Annotated in this window: 15 protein-coding genes; 6 read left to right on the top strand and 9 right to left on the bottom strand. The window is 71.9% G+C overall.

All coding sequences use genetic code 11. The features are described 5' to 3' along the window. Positions 1 to 5: 5 nt before the first annotated feature. A complete protein-coding gene (locus tag BM362_RS49830) occupies positions 6 to 131 on the bottom strand; it encodes a hypothetical protein (RefSeq protein WP_267903761.1) in 126 nt (41 codons plus the stop codon). 211 nt (positions 132 to 342) lie between these two features. On the opposite strand from BM362_RS49830, the gene BM362_RS01995 reads away from it, so the two are divergent. After that, positions 343 to 1815 carry a helix-turn-helix domain-containing protein gene (locus BM362_RS01995; RefSeq protein WP_093572002.1) on the top strand — a complete coding sequence of 491 codons (1473 nt, stop codon included), beginning with the start codon at positions 343 to 345 and terminating at the stop codon, positions 1813 to 1815. A gap of 136 nt (positions 1816 to 1951) precedes the next feature. On the opposite strand, the gene BM362_RS02000 is transcribed toward BM362_RS01995, so the two are convergent. The 8 genes from BM362_RS02000 to BM362_RS02035 all read right to left on the bottom strand — a co-directional run bounded on the left by BM362_RS02000 (position 1952) and on the right by BM362_RS02035 (position 9611). Next, positions 1952 to 3430, bottom strand: a complete 1479-nt coding sequence (locus BM362_RS02000) for a tyrosine-type recombinase/integrase (RefSeq protein ID WP_093572003.1) — start codon at positions 3428 to 3430, stop codon at positions 1952 to 1954. Between the two features lie 83 nt (positions 3431 to 3513). Beyond that, positions 3514 to 4443: a helix-turn-helix domain-containing protein gene (locus BM362_RS48640; protein ID WP_244287073.1), complete on the bottom strand. Its 930-nt coding sequence runs from the start codon at positions 4441 to 4443 to the stop codon at positions 3514 to 3516. A gap of 44 nt (positions 4444 to 4487) precedes the next feature. Continuing rightward, positions 4488 to 4964 (bottom strand): hypothetical protein, encoded by a 477-nt coding sequence (locus BM362_RS48645; protein ID WP_244287012.1) that lies wholly within the window; start codon positions 4962 to 4964, stop codon positions 4488 to 4490. Next, complete coding sequence (locus BM362_RS02015) at positions 4961 to 5497, bottom strand: recombinase family protein (RefSeq protein WP_167545181.1); 537 nt, start codon at positions 5495 to 5497, stop codon at positions 4961 to 4963. The genes BM362_RS48645 and BM362_RS02015 overlap by 4 nt, the downstream gene beginning before the upstream one ends. A gap of 260 nt (positions 5498 to 5757) precedes the next feature. Further along, positions 5758 to 6252 (bottom strand): hypothetical protein, encoded by a 495-nt coding sequence (locus tag BM362_RS02020; protein ID WP_093572006.1) that lies wholly within the window; start codon positions 6250 to 6252, stop codon positions 5758 to 5760. 258 nt (positions 6253 to 6510) lie between these two features. Next, positions 6511 to 7473: a DNA cytosine methyltransferase gene (locus tag BM362_RS02025; protein WP_093572007.1), complete on the bottom strand. Its 963-nt coding sequence runs from the start codon at positions 7471 to 7473 to the stop codon at positions 6511 to 6513. A 141-nt stretch (positions 7474 to 7614) separates the two neighbouring features. Then, positions 7615 to 8760 (bottom strand): TRM11 family SAM-dependent methyltransferase, encoded by a 1146-nt coding sequence (locus BM362_RS02030; protein WP_208865087.1) that lies wholly within the window; start codon positions 8758 to 8760, stop codon positions 7615 to 7617. A gap of 68 nt (positions 8761 to 8828) precedes the next feature. Then, positions 8829 to 9611, bottom strand: a complete 783-nt coding sequence (locus BM362_RS02035) for a hypothetical protein (RefSeq protein WP_093572008.1) — start codon at positions 9609 to 9611, stop codon at positions 8829 to 8831. 837 nt (positions 9612 to 10448) lie between these two features. On the opposite strand from BM362_RS02035, the gene BM362_RS02045 reads away from it, so the two are divergent. The 5 genes from BM362_RS02045 to BM362_RS02065 all read left to right on the top strand — a co-directional run bounded on the left by BM362_RS02045 (position 10449) and on the right by BM362_RS02065 (position 17735). After that, positions 10449 to 11501: a sigma-70 family RNA polymerase sigma factor gene (locus BM362_RS02045; RefSeq protein ID WP_244287013.1), complete on the top strand. Its 1053-nt coding sequence runs from the start codon at positions 10449 to 10451 to the stop codon at positions 11499 to 11501. Positions 11502 to 11743: 242 nt separating this feature from the next. After that, a complete protein-coding gene (locus BM362_RS02050) occupies positions 11744 to 12034 on the top strand; it encodes a pilin (RefSeq protein WP_093572011.1) in 291 nt (96 codons plus the stop codon). 3 nt (positions 12035 to 12037) lie between these two features. Then, positions 12038 to 14458, top strand: coding sequence for a TrbL/VirB6 family protein (locus BM362_RS02055; protein ID WP_244287014.1), 2421 nt, complete (start codon positions 12038 to 12040; stop codon positions 14456 to 14458). An 11-nt stretch (positions 14459 to 14469) separates the two neighbouring features. Next, positions 14470 to 15759 carry a PrgI family protein gene (locus BM362_RS02060; protein WP_093572701.1) on the top strand — a complete coding sequence of 430 codons (1290 nt, stop codon included), beginning with the start codon at positions 14470 to 14472 and terminating at the stop codon, positions 15757 to 15759. 5 nt (positions 15760 to 15764) lie between these two features. Then, a complete protein-coding gene (locus tag BM362_RS02065; RefSeq protein WP_093572012.1) occupies positions 15765 to 17735 on the top strand; it encodes a VirB4 family type IV secretion system protein in 1971 nt (656 codons plus the stop codon). The last annotated feature ends 42 nt before the right edge of the window (positions 17736 to 17777 follow it).

Below are 17777 nucleotides of genomic sequence, written 5' to 3' on the forward strand. Positions count from 1 at the left end.
TCCGGTCAGCTGGCGCAGTGGTCGCCCTTGTCGTTGCCGTCGGCGTCGCCGGGCATCTTCGGTGCGTAGAGGCTCTCCGACGAGGGCACACCGAGCACCAGGTCTCCAGTGAACATCGCGTCCAGGTCCATCTCGACTCCTTCGTGTGCTGGAACCTGCGGCAAGCTGGGTCGGCCCGCCGCAGTGAACGCGCCGATCAACGCGCTCACCCAATTCCACCAGCGCGTTTGCCGCCGTTCGACCCCGGATGGCGGGCGGGCGGTACCCGAATCGTGGACGTTGTGGGGGCAGGTGACGGACTTCGGCATCCGCCCTGCGTCCCGGCGCGCTTACTGTGTGCGTATGGCTGGCTCCTCCGACCCGTTCCGTTTGCCGAACGATGCCCTGATCGCCCTGCGGGTCGAGCAGGCCCTGTCGCAGCAGGAGCTGGCCGAGGAACTCAACCGGCTGGCGACCACGAAGCACAACCGGCACCTGACGCTGACCAAGAAATCGGTCTACCGGTGGGAATCCGGGGAGACGGAATTCCCGAAGCGGCTGTATCAGCGACTGCTCGCCGAGTACTTCGGCGTCTCCATCACCGAACTCGGCTTCCATCGGCCCCGGTTCCAGGCCAGTCGGCCGCCCGCCGCCATTGCCGTCGCGCCCGCACCGCCGGACGAGAACCCGGACGTGTCCGAGGACCGACAGCGGTGGCGAGCGGTCCGCACCGCGCTCGGCAGCACCCGCCGATCGCTCGCGCTCGTCGCCGAGGGCCTTTACCCCGACTACCGCGTCCCCGGCCTGGCACACACCGGCGTCATCACCCGGCCGGACTGGATCCCGGCCGCACCCGTACCGCTGGGCGCAGTCACGCTGACGCTGGACTCCGCCGCCGCTCTCCCCCGCCTTACCGGTGGTGAACCCGAGACCGCCGCCGTACGCCCCCTGGCCACCCCTGCGCAGCGGTTCCGCCGTTACCACGATGCGATCCGCGAACTGGCCGCGCCGCGCTTGTTCGAGAACAGGTTGTGCTTCCGGCTGACCGGGCTGGACTGGTCCGCCCGCACGATCCGGATGACCTTCGGGCACATGGGCTTCTTCGACTCGATGGACACCAACGAGGCCCTCGCCCACGAAACCGCCCTGCACCACCTGGCCCGAGACCGACACGGCGAGGTGATCACCACCAAACCGTCCTGGCGGAACCTGGCCTTCCGCAAGCTGATCGCGGACCCGTTCGACCTCTCCCGCCGCCCGCTCATGGGCGCCGTCGGCACCCTCACGATCCGCGGCGGCGAATCCCCCAGCATGGTGCTGCACCAGCGAGACGGCGGACGAGTCGCCGGCGGCGGAGGCATGACCCACCTCATGCCCGCCGGGATCTTCCAGCCCTCCAGCGTCCTGCCCGCCGCTGTCGCCGAAGACTTCTCCTTATGGCGCAACATCGAGCGGGAACTCGCCGAGGAACTGCTCGGGCACGACGAGTACGACGGCAGCGGACATCCCATCGCCTACAGCGACCTCGAACCCTTCGCCACGCTTGATGACGCCTACCGTCGCGGCGACATCCAGGTCTGGTGCCTCGGCGTCACGCTCGACGCGCTGACCCTCTGCGGAGACATCCTGACCGTCGCGGTCATCGAGCCGGATCTCTACGACACCCTGTTCGCCAGTGCCGTCAGCTCGAACTCCGAGGGCACCGTGTCGGCCCGCGCTCTTCCATTCGAGGAGAACACGCTGCGCGACCTTCGGGGACAGGGGCACCTTTCACCGGGTGCGGCCGCAGCTCTGCACCTGGCCTGGACCCACCGCGCGACGCTCTTTGCCCGATAGGCCAACCGCCACTGGTATTCGCGGAATGGCGCGGCGACGCGGTTCACAGCACCACACAGAGAAAACCGGGGCGCGTCAATCCATTGTGGATGGACGTGCCCCGGTTTTTCTCGTTTCGGGGTGTCCCGTGGAGGGGTCAGGCAGCGTTGGGCCGGTTGCGCCGCTGGTTGCGCGGGACGATGGACGCGGCGGCTTCGGCTGTCTCGCGGGCCAGTTCGGGCAGGACGTGGGTGTAGGTGTCGGCGGTGATCGCGATGGTGGAGTGCCCGAGCAGTTCCTGCACGACTTTCAGGTCGGCTCCGGCGGCGAGCATGAGGGTGGCGGCGCCGTGGCGCAGGTCGTGCAGGCGCACCGGCGGGAGTTCGGCGGCGTCGGCGATGGCGTGGAAGGCGTCGGTGAGCTTGGCCGGGTGCAGCGGGGTGCCGTCGCGTTCGGTGCACACCAGCTCGTGCTCGACCCACGCAGCCCCGGCTGCAGCGCGCAGTTCGTTCTGGTGTTTCTTCTGCCGCCGCAGCACCAGGGTGGTGGCTTCGTCGAGAGCGATGATGCGGCCGGAGGCTTCGCTCTTGGGTTCGCCGAACTCGGCCTTCCATCCGAGTTGCACGATCACAGTGGAAATGGTGATCGACCGGTTGGGCAGCTCGATGTTCCACCACGGCAGCCCGCAGGCTTCCCCGCGCCGCAAACCCCGGTAGGCGATGAGGTGGAACAACGCGTAGTAGGGATGTCCCTCGGCCTGGTCGAGGAACTTTCCGATCTGCTCGGGTGTCCACACCATGACCCGCGAGGGCTTCTGTCCGGTGCGCTGCCACCGCTCGACCCGGTTCGGTGTCCACAACAGAGCCTTTGGACGGCGCCCGGAGGGCAGCTCGACATAGGAGGCGGGGTTGAAGGTGATCTTCTGGGCGCGGATGGCGGCGTTGAGCGCAGCGCGCAAGGTGGCACGGTAGCGCTGCATGGTGGCCGCCCCCATGATCCGCAGACCATACACGGTCTTGCGGATCTCGGGGTCGTCGCTGTCCTTGGCTGCGGTGATGGTGTCGTTGCGTTCGGCCATCGCGTCGAACATCCGCGAGATGTGGTCGACGGTGAGCGCGTCGAGCCGGTAGTGGCCCAGGTGTGGGACCAGCCAGTTGGTGAGGTGGGACCGGTAGGCGATCCGGGTTCCTTCCCGGATCTTCTTGCGCGTGGTGATCCAGCTGGTCAGCCATTCGCCGACGGTAGGCATGGCGCCGAGGCTGGCGTTACCCGCATCGAGCTGCTTGGCGACCGCGCCCGGTTCGGGGAATGGTTCACCGGTGCGCAACCGGTTGTCGATGAGGTCGCCGATCGTGGCGAGTACGGTCTCGCCGCGTCCTTCACCGAGTTCGACCAGATCGGCGATCTTTCCCAGTGGTTCTTGGGCGTCGGCCTGCGAGGCGAAGCCGTGCCGCCTGCGGGTGCGGCGGCTCCCATCGTGAGTCTTGGGAAGCTCGGCTTGAAACGACCAGGTCCCGTGGTTGGAACTCCACATGCCGTTGGCGCGCTTGAGTTTCGGGCATCGGGAGCCGAGTTGTTTCTTGGTACCGGGCTTCGTGCAGGTGCAACGTTTGTAGGTGGTGCCTTTGAAAGTCATCGCGGATTTTCCTTTCCCGCAATCCGTGGGTGTCGCGCTCGGACAGGGACCATGGACGCTCCGGTGCGCGCAGAGAGGAAGGATCAGGCACGAGGCTCTTTGTCCAGCCCGAGAAGCTCGACCATCCGCGCGACAGGGATGCGGTAGCTGCGGCCGACGCGGACCGCCGGCACCGGGAAGGTTCCGGCGCGGGCGAGTTTGTAGGCCGTGGTGCGGCCGATGCCGAGCATGCGGGCGGCGGTCATCAGGTCGGTAGTCACTCCGAGGTCCCCGAGCCGTTCGCGCGACCACGCCGGTGACGACGCGGCCGTGGTTGTCGAATCAGGTGCGACGGAGTGGATTCGGTCGAGATCGTGCACAGCAACCTCCTCGTGGCGAGGCGATGTCAGAGTTCGTTGGTAGAGCAGGGGTTCTCGTGCGCGAGCGCTGACCGACACGGAACGGGCACCCGGCGGCGTTGGGCGTGGAACACCGGAACGGCGCTCAGCGGCGCTGTCCGGCCCCGGCACGGCAAGCCCGGGACGCGGCTGTCGGGCCGTTACGGAACCGGCACCGTGGCCGCAGGACCGCTGCGGCAGGAGAACGGGGAGCAGCCGTCGGGATCGTCTTCCTCGGCGCCAGGTTCGGCCGCGGGTGGCGTCGAGGTCGACTTCGTCCAGCGGCAGCAGGGAGCGGTGGATGAAGAACTGGCCGCGCAACGGTTTTCCCTCGGCGTTGGTGCGGGGGCTGCCGTTGCGGATCGCCTTGTCGATCAGGTCCGCCCACGCGTCCGGATCGGTGTCACGGATGAACCGGAGCCGGGAGTTGCCCAAGTACGGACATCCCAGGCACGAACTTTTCACCGTGTCACCCAGGCCCCGCTCGCACAGGTAGGCCGGGCAGTCCGAACGCGACATCCCGAGGTCCAGCAGAGGGAAGATGTTGCGGGCGTAGTTGACGTCGGAGTCCTTGGCACGGTGGAATTCATCGGTGGAGATACCGATGGCCTGGTCGACGAACACGCCGCGCGGCACGCGCAACGGGTGCGGGTAGCCGAGGATCTCCCGGACCGCTTTCTTTAGGGGCCGGATTTATAGTCACCGGTACATTGACGACGCGCCATTCCTCTTGAGCCGTCGGGGTTTTTGACGAACAACGGCATTGTCACGAAGCGCGCTTTGGGGTTCAGGGCGTCGCGGCGGATGTTGCCGTTGGACACCGTCAGCACCGGTATCCCGGCTCGCGCACCGATGCGGCGCGCGGTGTCCAGCTGGGCGTAGACCTGCTTGGGTTCCCAGCCGGTGTCGGCGAACAAGGCGGCGTCGAAACGCGGTATCCGGCCCTCGCACGCGAGCAGAAACACGGACAGGCTCTGCACCCCGGCGCCGAGGCTCAGATAGCGGCCACGTGGCTGGCCGGGGTAGCTCTCGCGACGCGGCGTGCCCGATCGGTGGGCCGCCGGCGTCGTGGACGGACGGCAGCGCGCTGACGATTGTGTCGGCGGGCGCGACGTGGCGGCGCGCGCTGCGGACGGTGGACGCGATGCCATCATCACCGCACCTCCTTCCCGTCGCACTGGGCGGCAAATCCGTGGACGGGGGCGAGAAGCCGGTGCGGGATGCGCCGCACGCTGGTTGCGGGATCTTGCGCGGCCCAGAACAGCGCGGAGGTGACCAGGGCGCGATGCGCGGGCTGGTCGGAGAGCACCCACTGCTCGACGGGACGGAACGCACCGTTCTCGTCCCGGGTGGCAGTCGCCTGGTAGCCCGTGTACTTGATGTTGGTCAAGATCGCGGCGACTGCCGCAGGTGGCCAGGAGAGGTGTGTCCCGGGCGGTGGGTAGCGACCGTGATCGGCGTCGAGCCGCGCGGTGATGTCGTCGACGGACAGGCCGGTGATCGCGCGCCAGTAGAAGACGTCCTGCACCACGGGGGCACGGCGCGGGTCCGGTGTCAGGCGGGTGCGGGGAGTACCACGTCGGCTCTGCGCTCCAGCCACGGTCATCGTGATGTAGCCGTACGGCGGGTGGTGAACATTCCAGCCCGCTCGGACCAGGACCGCGATCGCCTCGGCCGACCGCCGCGTCACCGGATGCTGCGCAGGCTGAACACCGGAAGGCGTGTGGCCGGCGTGTGGCCGGTTCGGTGGCCGCCGGTATCGCAGCCGGAGGCGGTGGCGGGCGGTACGGATCCAGCGGCGCAGACGGATCGCGGGGCACTGTGTCCTGCGGTGTATGGGCATGGCGAAGAGCCCCTTCCAAAAGTCGGGCCTGCGGAAAGTGGGCGGCGGGCGGAGCGTGGCGCTCCGGGGCGGGCTCGGCGGTGTCCTCGCCCCGGAGCGCCACAGGTTCAGCGGCGCGAGCGGGTACCGCTGCGGCGAGCGCGCGCGGCGGTCGAGGCCCGGACGGCACCGGACGGGCGCGTCGAGCCGCCGCGCGCTGCGGCCGGGCGGCTCGCGCGGGTCGTGGTGTCCCGTGTCGCGCTGGCCGAGGGGTGGCAGGGCGGACGGTGCAGGTGGGTCAGGTCGTCCAGCAGGAGGCGGAGTGCGTGCGCCGCTTGCTGGGGCATGACTCCGTTGCCCAGGGCACGCAGTTGCGCGGTGCGGGGCAGGTCGAGGAACTCGGCGGTGACCCAGCCCGGGGGCAGGCCCATGAGCCATTCGACGAACGGCGGCGCGAGAACCGGGCGGCCATGCCGACCGGGTTGCGTCGGGTAGGGCGCGCCCCGCCCGGTGATGAGTTCCCAACGGTGCACGGCGGCGGCGTACTCGCCCCAGGCCACCGGCCCGGGTTCACCGCGCGCGGCGCGGTGGGCGCGCGGTGCGCGGGCGGTTGCCACGGTCATCCGCCTCCTTCCGCACGCGGGTTTCCAGCTTCGGCCTGGTGACTGCGATGACGACTGAGGGCAGCATCAGATCGCCCTTCGAGCCGCGCTGTGCGGGGCAGCCTTTTGTGCCGTCGGTCGCCCGCGGGGTCGGCAGCAGTCGTGGAGTGTTCAAGAGGGACGGGCCTCCTTGTCGTGGCGCGGCGGGGATTCGGTTGAAAGAACCGTCGTGCGCGGTCGTTGTCGGCAGAAGGGCCCCACGCACCCGGGGGAAGGCAGCTACGAACCCCCCTCCCCAGAATTTGCGTTGCCGCGCAGCACGTTCCGTCCGTCGGTAGCGTCGGAGGGCTGAGTGCGCGGGCGCGGTCGGGAAGAGACGGTCCGCCGTCGTGGGTGGCATGGGTGCAGTTCTTGGCGTCCGAGGCCGTCGGAGTCGGCAGCAGCCGTATCGAGTCGGTCAGCGTCACGCACCCGGCAGGGATCTGACGGCCCGGGTTGAGCACGGTCTGGATCGCTGCCGACCGGGAGTCCGCCGCCGTCGGCGTCGGCAACAACTGCGCCGGCCGGACTACCGAGTCGACCGCGTCGTTGAGGTTCACCTGATGCCCGCCCGCGCGGCGGCGCGCCGGATCCGCCGGACCGCGTGGCTCGCCGTCGCGCGCCTGCGGGGTCGGCATCATCCTCATCCCGTCCCGGCTGGGGGACGGCACACAGGAACACGCGTTCGCGTCGGTGGGCGGCGCCGACGTCGGCGGCTCGTACGCAACGCCAGACCGCGTCATACCCCGCGTCGGCCAGCCCTGCGAGTACACGGTCGAGGCCGCCGTTGCGCCAGCGGAGGGCGGCGACGTTCTCCACGACGACGAGCTTCGGTCGTAGTACGCGAATGGCGTCCAGGATGCTGCTCCACAGTCCACTGCGAGCGCCTTTCTCGATACCCGCACGCCGACCGGCGGCGGAAATGTCCTGACACGGAAACCCGGCGGTGAGCACCTCGACCGGCTCGACGGAGGCGAAGTCGACCGCGCGCAGATCGCCGAGGTTCGCCACGTCCGGCAGCCGTGCGGCGAGGACGGCGGCGGCGTGCGGGTCGATGTCGGAGTACCAGGCGATCCGGCCGCCGAGCACGGCCGCAACGCCGAGGTCGAGTCCGGCCAGACCGGTGCACAGCGATCCGATGACCGGGCCGTCGGTCGCGACGAACCGCAGCGGTTCGGTGCCCTTTGCGTGGCGTTCAGGCATGGCGGGTCTCGGGCACAGGAACCCGCCGATCCGAGGCAGCGTTCGGCGGTGGGCAGCGGTGGTGGGCGACGGTGCGCCGGACTGCGGCGGGACGCCGAAAACGAGCGTCCCGGCCGCAGTCCCGGCAGTGCACGAGCGTGCTCATGCCTGCCACCGCCCGCTGCCTTCGACCCCGCTGCGCGAAGCGATGTGGCCGCCGCGCGGCGACGCCGGGACCGAGGTGCTGCGGGGCACGAGAGGCTTGACCAGGATGATGACGTCTTCGTGCGCGATCAGATGCAGCGGCAGGCCCTGCTCGCGCTGTTTGCGGATGAAGTCGCGTTGGAAGAACGAGCCGCGGGCGACGAGGTCGTTCTCGGCGACGCGGGCCAGCAGCGCCACGCAGCGCTCGACGGGCACCAGCCCGGCGGCCTGGCCGCAGGCGACGATCTGCGAGGGCAGGTCGATCAGTTCCGCGTGCTCTCGCCAGGGCCGTACGGTGATCGCGACGTGCCCGCCCGGGCGCAGCACGGCCGCGCACCCGGTCAGGATGCGGGTGAACCCGGCCAGCAGCCGGTGATGGCCGACGTTGGCCAGATTGCCCCGGTCCAGCGCGGAGCCGTAGCGGTGGTGGTACTTGTGCACCTTCCCGTCCGGCGAGTCCGAGGCGGCGGTGACGACCTGCCCGTGCGTGGACGGCCCGTAGGGCGGCGAGGTGACCACCAGCGCGACCTGTCCCCGGTGCTGCTGCGGCAGCAGGAACGGCAGATGCCGCGCGTCGCCGCGCACGACCTGCGCGTCGTGGTCGCGCCCGCGTGCACGGGCCAGCTCCAGGTTCGCGCGGGCGATCGCGACCCAGTGCGGTTCGTACTCCACGCCGACCGCGCGGCGCCCGGCGTCGATCGCCTCCACCAGGGTCGTGCCGGATCCGGCCATCGGGTCGAGCACCAGTTCCCCGGGACGGGTGTAGGCGCGGATGGCGTGCGCGGCCACGGCCGGGAGCATCTTCGCCGGGTGCGCGGTCGACTCGGGCACGTAGCGGCCCTTGCGCTGCGCGGACGGCGAGGTCTGCGCGGTCGCCCACACCGACAACGGCAACTCGCCCGCGTCGTCAATGCCTGTCGTGGTGGTCGGGTCGGTCGGATCGTTCCCGACCGGGGCGCCCGGCCGCGCCGGACGGGCACTGCCGACGGTGTCGAGGGCATCAATGAACGCGCGCGAGATCGGCACGGTCGGGTCGCCGCCGCAGTGGGAGGGGGAGCCGTTCACGACGGTGGTGCTCGGGGCCGAGGGGTGCTGGTGGGACATGAGCGTGATGCCTTTCGCGGATGCGGGAACGACCGGCAGGGGCTTAGGCGAGCGCGGCCAGCGCGGCGTCACCGGTGGCCTCCAGCGCTGGGCGCGGTGGTCTCCGGGCCGGTGTCGGGTGGCGGCGCGGCAGGGTCGGCGGGTCGTGCGAAGGCGAGGACATCGCCGTGCGCGCGCAGGTGCGGCGCGGGCAGTCCGCGCACCGTCGCGCGGTGCCGGGCGCGGTCGTACTCGGCGGCCGCGGTCGCGGTCGGCGCGGCGTGCAGACGCCCCTTCTCGACGGGGGCGTGCAGGGCGACGATGTGCTGCAGGTAGAGCAGATCGGCGTGCTGGGCTGCGGCCACGATCGCGCCAGTCGGGTCGGCCAACCGCCCCCGCGTCCAGTCGCTGTGCGTATACACCGCGAAGATGCCGCCGTGGCGCAGCAGGTCTGCCGCCAGCAGCGCGAGCCGGTCCAGCGACACCGTCCCGGCGGCACGGGCAGGCAACGACACGAGCACCAGATCCGCCCGCGCGCCGCGCTCCGATTCGAGCCCGTCCGCACTGTCGAGAGCACCGGTGCGCCCCGGGAGCGACGGCGGTCCGGCAAGGGCCGCGGACGGATCGGCGGAGTCGGTGACGAGGTCTGCCCAGAACGGCCGCGACTGCGCGCCCGGCACGTGCGCGCGCGGGTCGAGAACGAGCGTCTCGGCGGTGCGGTCGAGGGCGCGCACCGCCTCGCGCGCCACCGCCACCGCCGACGCGCCGCCGGCCGGTGCGGCGCCGTCGGCACCGGTGCGCGCGGCCGTGCCGATGTCGACGAGGACGACGTGTGCGCCGGGGGCGGTGAACGCCGCCGTGACGGTCTCCACGATCGGTACCGGCCACGCCGCGTGGCCGTCGACCGGTTCGTCTCCGCACGTCCATACCGTCGCCGGAGTCGGCGCGGTCGGCGCGGTCGTCGCACGCCGGCGCGACGGTGCCGGCGCGCCCTCGGGACGGGAGGCCGCACGGGTCGGTCGAGCACCCGCCCCGGTGGCGCGCGTGCGGGCTCCGGGATAGGGAACGCGGTCGCCCCCGCGCCGGGAGCGCGGCGGACGAGCCGAGTCTGACCGGCGGCCGGGGCGACCGTCCGGGGACTGCGAGCGCTGGGTCATGTGAGGCCCTCCAGGATGGGAACGACACCGGACCGTGTGGGGCCCGGGGTCTTGCTTGCTGTCATCCCCTAACTCCGGAAAACAGGGCCGCTCGGGACACGCGGTGTCCAAAAATTCCGCAATTTCTCGCCATGGGCCGCCGGAGAGACAAGCAGCCGAGGCGATACCCCTTCTGAAGCTCAGAAAACGCAGCGAACTCACGTCGGGAAAAACCCGCATCGGCCAGAATTTTTCGAGACTTCTGACGACAGGCTCCTCAACACCTCCCCGGCACGCAGCACATCCGAGGCACTGCCCGGTAACCGCGAGCGTGGCGTCGAGTGTTCTAGCTGCTCAAGTGCTTCTTTTGAGCGCCTCAACCGACGATGAGAGGTTGCTTTCAGCAGTTCAGCGAGGCGACTCGCCCGTACGCACACTAAGAGCATGAGGCGCTTTCGAGGCGCTTTTGCCGCGCCCGAGAGGCGGTCTTGAGGCGCTTTTGAGGCGGCACGAACGGCTTCCTGGTGGCTCGCCGATACCGATTTTCCCCGGGGAGTTTCCATGGATTTGTCGTTGTCCGAGACAGAAACGAAAGAACCCGTTTTCTTCGCTCGTTCCAAGCCGGTTTTTGCCGAGGACGCGAACGTCTTCGACGCGGCCTGGGCCAGCTTCGGGTGGCTGGTGACCGGGCCGGCACCACTCTCGGTCGACGGCCGGGACATCGCAGGCTTGCCGCCCCGGCTGCTGGCCTTGGACGAGCTGGGCACGGTGCTGTTGTCGCCGTCGTGCAAACAGGACACGCGGGACGCCGCGTGGCGGCATCTGGTCGCCCGGTCCCGTGCCGAGGGCGGGAAGTGGACGGTGGCGTGCACCGGCCTGGCGCTGCCGGTGCTGCTGCCCGCCGCGCGCACGCTCACTCGTGGCCTGAACGCCGCAGACCGCGACGACATCCACGCCGCGATCCTGACCAGGTTCCTGGAGGGATTGCGCGACGTCGATCTGGCTCGACGGGCGGTGCTGGTGCGGCTGCGGTGGACCGCGTACCGCGGGGGCGAGCAGGCCCTGCGCGAGACGCTGGAGCGCCCGGTCCCGCACGAGAATCTCGCGTCCCGCTCCGCGCCTCCGCCGCGGCCCAGCGGACACCGGGATCTTGTCCTGGCCGCGGCGGTCGAGGCGGGCGTCATCACCGACAGCGAGGCGGAGCTCATCTCCGCGACACGCGTCGGCGACGTCGCGCTGGCCGAAGCCGCGCACGCCCGCGGCCAGTCCTACGACACCGCGAAACACGCCCGCAACCGGGCCGAGGCACGGCTGGCCGCTCACCTGACCGACAGCGCGACCGACGGGCCCACCGACACCACGCCGGAGCACGGCGCCCATCCGGGCGACAGCGCACCGCCGCCGGTCGCGAAGCCCAGGCCCACGCACCGCACCCGGCTACGCAACGTGACCAGGGCGCACGTCGCATCGGCAAAGAAACTGCGCGCTCCTGTGTCCCCGAACGGCCCGAAATCCGGAGTTAGTGAGCGCGGGACCCGCTTGCCCGCAGACCGCCGTTCCTGTGCCCGCCGCACCCGCCCCGGTCCGGCCGCGCATACCCGCCGGGAGGCCCGCCCATGCGACTGACACCACTCCGCCGCCACCGGCACCGTCGTCGCCCGCCGATCCGCGCGGCGGCCCACCGCCCCGGGTCCCCAGTTCCCCGGGCACGACCGAGCCGGGCGCTTCGCCGGTCCTCGACCACAGCCCCGCGCGACGGCGGGAGCCGCTGCGCGGGTCCCCCTGCCAGCGCCGCCGCGCCCGTACCGGAACGGACAGCGCGCCGCCACCGCGTCGTCCCGCTCCTCGGGGGGCTGGCCGCCGCCGGGATGCTGCTGACGTCTTCGGCCGCACGAGCCGAGACCGTCCAGATCGTCGCGCTCGCCCAGACCATCAACGACGTTTTCACAAACATCCGCAACTGGATCATGGGGATCCTCGCCGGCGTCGCGCTCATCCTGTTCACCATCGCGGGCCTGCGCTACCTGCTCTTCTCCGGCGATCCCAGCGAAGTCGAGAAAGCCAAGGGCGCGTTCAAGGCCGGCTGCGTCGGCTTCGGGCTCGCCGCGCTCGCCCCGCTCGTGGTCGAGATCCTCAAGGGCATCGTGGGCGGGGTGTGAGCGATGACCACTCCTCGCCGCACCCGTCTGATCCGCCCGCACGGCCCGGCCCACCGACCTGCGACACCGGACGAGCGCACCACCCGAACCACCGACACCGGCCCGGTCCACAACAGTGCGAACACCGGATCCGGACGCGACACTCAACTGCTGGCCCCCGGGCCGTCAGCTCGCACCCGGTACCGTCGCCACGGCTGGCCGTCCCGCATGCGGCCGTGGGTCCGCGTGCTCGCGGTGCTGGCCCCACTGCTGGCGGTGCTCGCCGGGCTCGCGCTGAGCGCCTCGGCCGCGCACGGCACCCCGCACACTCCCGCTGCGGCGGCACCGGGTCTCGCGCAACCGCCGCTGCCGCTGCCGCCGCAGCCCGCATGCGGCCCCGGAGCACCCGATCCGGCGTGCACGCTGCCCACCGCCCCGGCCCCGGCGCCCACGGGGCTGCCGTCCGCCACGCTCGTGCCGCCGCCCACGCCGCCGCCGTCGTGTTTCCCGGGCGCGCTGATGCCCGAATGCGGAGGTCTCGGCAGCACGACTCCGCCGACCACAGCGCCGCCGTCGTGCACGGGACCGAACTGCATCCCCCAGCCGGTCCCGTCCGGCCCCGGCGGCCCGGGCACCGCTCCCGCCCCGGGCACCGGCTCCGGCGAGCAGGCCGACAAGTGCGGCATCACCGACCCGGTCGCCTGCGTCACCGAAGGCATCGAGAGCTTCTTCCGCGGCGTCGTCACCGACGCCCTGAACCCGCTGCTGGACCTGCTCGGCAAGACCCTGCTGACCACCCCGGACCCCGGCTCCCTGCCCGGCCTCGGGCAGCTGTGGACCGGGTCCTGGCAGATCATGCTCGCGGTCTACGCGATCCTCGTGACGGTCGCCGGGCTGCTCCTCATGGGCTACGGGACCCTGCAGAACCGCTACACCGCCAAGGAAATCGCGCCCCGGGTCGCGGCCGGGTTCCTCGCCGGGACGCTGTCGCTGTTCGCCGCCACCAAAGGGATCGAATTCGCCAATGCCCTCGCCCAGGCGGTGATGGGCGAGGGGGTCAGTCCGCAGGCCGCGGCCAAAACCCTCACCGACATGCTGCTGAAATCCCTCGGCGGCAGCTTCTGGGTCATCCTCATCGGCCTGGCGCTGGTGGTGATGGTCGTCATCCTGCTCGTCACGTTTGTCGTGCGGGTGCTGGCGACGGTCCTGCTGATCGGCGCCGCACCGATCGCCCTGATGTGCCATGCCCTGCCGCAGACCGACGGCATCGCGCAGCGGTGGTGGAAAGCGTTCGCCGGAGTGCTGGGCATCCAGGTCGGCCAGTCGATGGTCCTGGTCGCCGCGCTGCGCACCGTCTTCACCCCGAACGGCCTCGCCACCGTGCTCGGCCAGGCCGGCAGCGGGGTGGTCAACGTGCTGATGTGCCTCGCGCTGATGTGGGTGCTGATCATGATCCCGTTCTGGTGCCTGCGGCCGATGCACGGCGGCGGCCGGTCGATGCTCGGCTCGCTGGTGCGCGGCGCGATCGCCTACAAGGCCATGGGCTTGCTGCGCGGCGCCGGCTCGCGCGGCAAGAGCGGCCGCCCTCGCGCGCACCGGGACAACGGCGGCGGAGGCGGAGGCGGAGGCGGGGATGCTGCGGCGGACCCGCCGTCCACCCGCTCGGGCCAGTACATGCTGCCGATGCGCGTGCGCCGCACCCGGCCCGCGCCGCGCAGGTCCCCGCGCCTGGGCGGCCTCCCCGGCACCGCGCGCACGGACCGGCGGCCCGGTCCCGGCCAGCTGTCGCTGTTCACCGCGAGCGGCTCCGGCGACGAGCAGACCATGGCGGTTAACCCGCGCGCGCTGCCGCCCGACGACCTGCCCGGCGCGTTGCCGCGCGATCAGCTCGGGTTGCCGATCACCACCCGGCGCGACCCGGACCGCACCGGCCGCCGGTCCCTGGCCGACGACCTCGCCGACCGCCCCGCCCGAACCCCGCCGGCGGCGCAGCCCGGGCTGCTCACCGCCGACGGGCGGATCAACCGCAACGCCCGCCCGCCCGCGCAGCTGCCCCGCGCGCTGCTCGCGCCGGGCGCCGGGATGCTGCCGATCCACCTGCGCCCCGCCCCGCCGCGCACGCCCCGGCGGACGCTGGCCGACGACCTCGCCGACCCGGCGCCGCCCGGGCCGCCGCAGACCGGGCCCGGGCTGATCACCCCGTCCGGGCGGATCAACCGCGCCGCCCGCGCACCGCGCCGCCCCGCGCGCGACGCCTACACCGGCAACCGGCCGCTGGCCTCGGGCCAGTACCCGCTGCCGCTCGGCGTCCGCCGCCAGCCCAAACCAACGCCACCGCCGGCGGCCACCGGCACAGATGCTTCGCCGTCGCCGAAGCGGCGGGCCGGAACGCAACTGCCGCTGCCCCTGGACCTGCCCGCCCGCCGGGCCCCGAAGAAGAAGTGAGGCCGTTCGCCATGACGTCTCCCGTGCGCGTGCCCGCCGACGTCGACCGCCCGGACCGGGTGCTCGGGCCCCTGACCGCCCGCCAGCTCGCGATCCTCGGCACCGCCGCACTCGGGCTCTGGAGCCTGTACTCCGCGACCCGCGCGTTCCTGCCGCTGCCGGTGTTTCTCGTCGTCGCCGTCCCGGCCGGGGTCGCGGTCGCCGTGCTGGCGCTCGGGCAGCGTGACGGGCTCCCGCTGGACAAGCTCGCCCTCGCCGCCGTGCGCCAGCACCTGTCCCCGCGCCATCGGGTCGCCGCGCCCGAAGGCGTGCGCGCCGCCCCTGCCTGGCTCACCGCCCAGCAACCCGAAACCCGCGCCCGGGGCCGGGGCAGAGCCGCCGCCGAACCGGTGTCCCCGGCACCGCTGGAACTCCCGGCCAGCGGCGTGGCCGACACCGGCGCGCAGGCCGGGGTCGTCGACCTCGGCACCGACGGGCTCGCGGTGATCGCGGTCTGCTCCACGGTGAACTTCTCCCTGCGCACGCCCGGGGAACAGGAGGCGCTCGTCGCCAGCTTCGCGCGCTACCTGCACAGCCTGACCGCGCCGGTGCAGATCCTGGTGCGAGCCGAACGCCTCGACCTCGCACCGCAGATCGCCGAACTGCGAGCCCGTGCCGGCGGCCTCCCCCACCCCGCCTTGGAGGCCGCCGCCCGCGACCACGCGGACTACCTCGCCGAGCTCACCGCGCACGCGGACCTGCTGCGCCGGCAGGTGCTGCTCGTGCTGCGCGAGCCGCTGCGCACCGGGCCCGCCCCCGCCGCAGCGGGCGTGCTGCCGTGGCGACGCCACCGCAGCGACGACGCGCGACCGGCGGACGACGGGGCGCGGCAGGCGGCCGAACAGAGGCTGGTGCGCCGCCTCGGCGAGGCCGTCGACCTGCTCACTCCCTCCGGGATCGTGGCCACCCCGCTCGATGCCGCCGCCGCGACCGGGGTGCTGGCCGCGGCGTGCAACCCCGACACCTTCCTGCCTCCCTCGGCGGCGCTGGCCGGAGCCGACGAGGTCGTCACTTCCACCGCCACCTTCACCGACCTCTACGGCCACGACGACACCGACCTCGGGACGGAATCCCTCCCTGCCCGGCCGGCACAGACGGCCGCCGCGCCGTCGTCCTTGGGCCGCGCACCGGCGACGCGCCCGATTCGCGGACCCGTGCCCGCACGCCCCGAGCCGTCCCGGTCCAGGCGGTCGCAAGCATCGGGGCCGTGGCTGTCCGAGGACGAGGACTGGGACTACGACGACGAGAGCGAAAGCAGGTAGACCCCATGCCACGCACTAGAAACCACACCGCTGCGGCCCGGTCCGGGTCGGCGGGGGCGTTTACCCCGGACGCGCTGTCGGTGTCCGCCCGGCATCTGGAGGTCGGCAACGAGTTCGTCGCCTCGTTCGGGGTCACCGGCTATCCGCAGGAGGTCCACCCCGGGTGGCTCGCGCCGCTGCTGACCTACCCCGCGCGGCTGGACGTCTCGGTCCACGTCCAGCCCGTCGACCCGGCCACGGCCGCCATCGGCCTGCGCAAGCAACGCGCGAAACTGGAATCGTCCCGCCGCCACAACTCCCGGCACGACCGGCTCGACGACCCGGACCTCGACGCCGCCGCCGCCGACGCCGCCGACCTCTCGCAGCGCATCGCCCGCGGCGACGGGAAACTCTTCAAGTTCGGCCTGTACCTGACCGTGCACGCCCCGGACGAGGACGCCCTTGCCGAGGAAGTCTCGGCGTTGCGGTCGCTGTGCGCGTCGCTGCTGCTCGACGCGAAACCCGCCACCTACCGGGCGCTGCAGGGCTGGGTGTCCACCCTGCCCCTGGGCCTCGACCCGCTGGGTCTGAAGAGGACCTTCGACACTGCAGCGGTGTCGGCCGCGTATCCGTTCACCTCGCCGGACCTGCCGCCGACCGACCCGACCGCCTCGGCACCGTCCGGCGTGCTGTACGGCTACAACGTCGGCAGCTCGGGACTGGTGCACTGGGACCGGTTCGCCTGCGACAACTACAACTCCGTCGTCCTCGGCCGCAGCGGCTCGGGCAAGTCGTACTTCGTGAAGCTCGAGACCCTGCGCAGCCTCTACCGCAGGCTCGGCGACGAACACGACGACGAGGGCGGGTGGGCCGGCGACGGGGTGCAGGCGTTCGTCGTCGACCCCGAGAGCGAGTACGCCCGTCTGGCTTCCCAGGTCGGCGGCACCTACGTGCACCTCGGCGCGGGCGGGGTGCGTTTGAACCCGTTCGACCTGCCCGTGCACACCGACGCACGCGGGCGGCGCACCGCTCCGCGGGACGCGCTCAAGCGGCGCGCCTTGTTCCTGCACACCGTCCTGTCGGTGCTGTTTGGCACGGAGGTCACCGCCGCCGAGCGCGCCGTGCTCGACACCGCGATCACCGCCGCCTACCACCGCGCGGGGATCACCGACGACGCCCGGACCTGGACGCGCCCGGCGCCGCTGCTGCGCGGCCTGCGCGACGTGCTCGCCTCCGCCGGCGACGAGGGTGACGCCGCAGCGGCCGATCTGGCCGCCCGGTTGCATCCGTTCGTCGACGGGTCGTTCGCCGATCTCTTCGACGGACCCACCACCGCCGCCCCGGACGGGCATCTCGTCGTGTTCTCCCTGCGGGACCTGCCCGACGAGTTGCGCGCCATCGGCACCTTGCTGGTGCTAGACGCGGTCTGGCGCCAGGTCTCGAACCCGGCCTGCCGGCGGCCCCGGCTGGTGGTGGTCGACGAGGCGTGGCTGCTGATGCAGCAGCCCGAAGGCGCGAAGTTCCTGTACCGCATGGCAAAGGCCGCCCGCAAACACTGGGCCGGGCTCACCGTCGCCACCCAGGACGCCGAGGACGTGCTCGGCAGCGAGCTGGGCAAAGCCATCGTGTCCAACGCCGCCACCCAGGTGCTGCTGCGCCAGGCGCCGCAGGCCATCGACCAGATCGCCGACACCTTCGACCTCTCCGCCGGGGAACGCCAGTTCCTGCTCTCGGCCGACCGTGGCCAGGGTCTGCTGTCCTCAGGCACCCAGCGGGTGGCGTTCCAGTCGCTGGCCTCGCCGACGGAGAACTTCCTCGTCACCACTGACCCAGCCGAACTCGCCCGGTTCGCCGGCGAGGACCCGGACGCCACCGACTGCGGCCTCGCCGACGCCTACATCGACCTCGGGCCAGCTGACACCGCCGCCTTGGGCGCCGACGTGGAACTCGAAGGTGACGGGTTCGACGCCGGGCAGGTCGACCTCGACCCCGTGTGAACGGGCCTGGCACCGCTCTCGACTTTTCCCTCTCTCGCACGA

Origin of the sequence: Amycolatopsis rubida, from assembly GCF_900115345.1 — a bacterium.
GTDB lineage: Bacteria > Actinomycetota > Actinomycetes > Mycobacteriales > Pseudonocardiaceae > Amycolatopsis > Amycolatopsis rubida.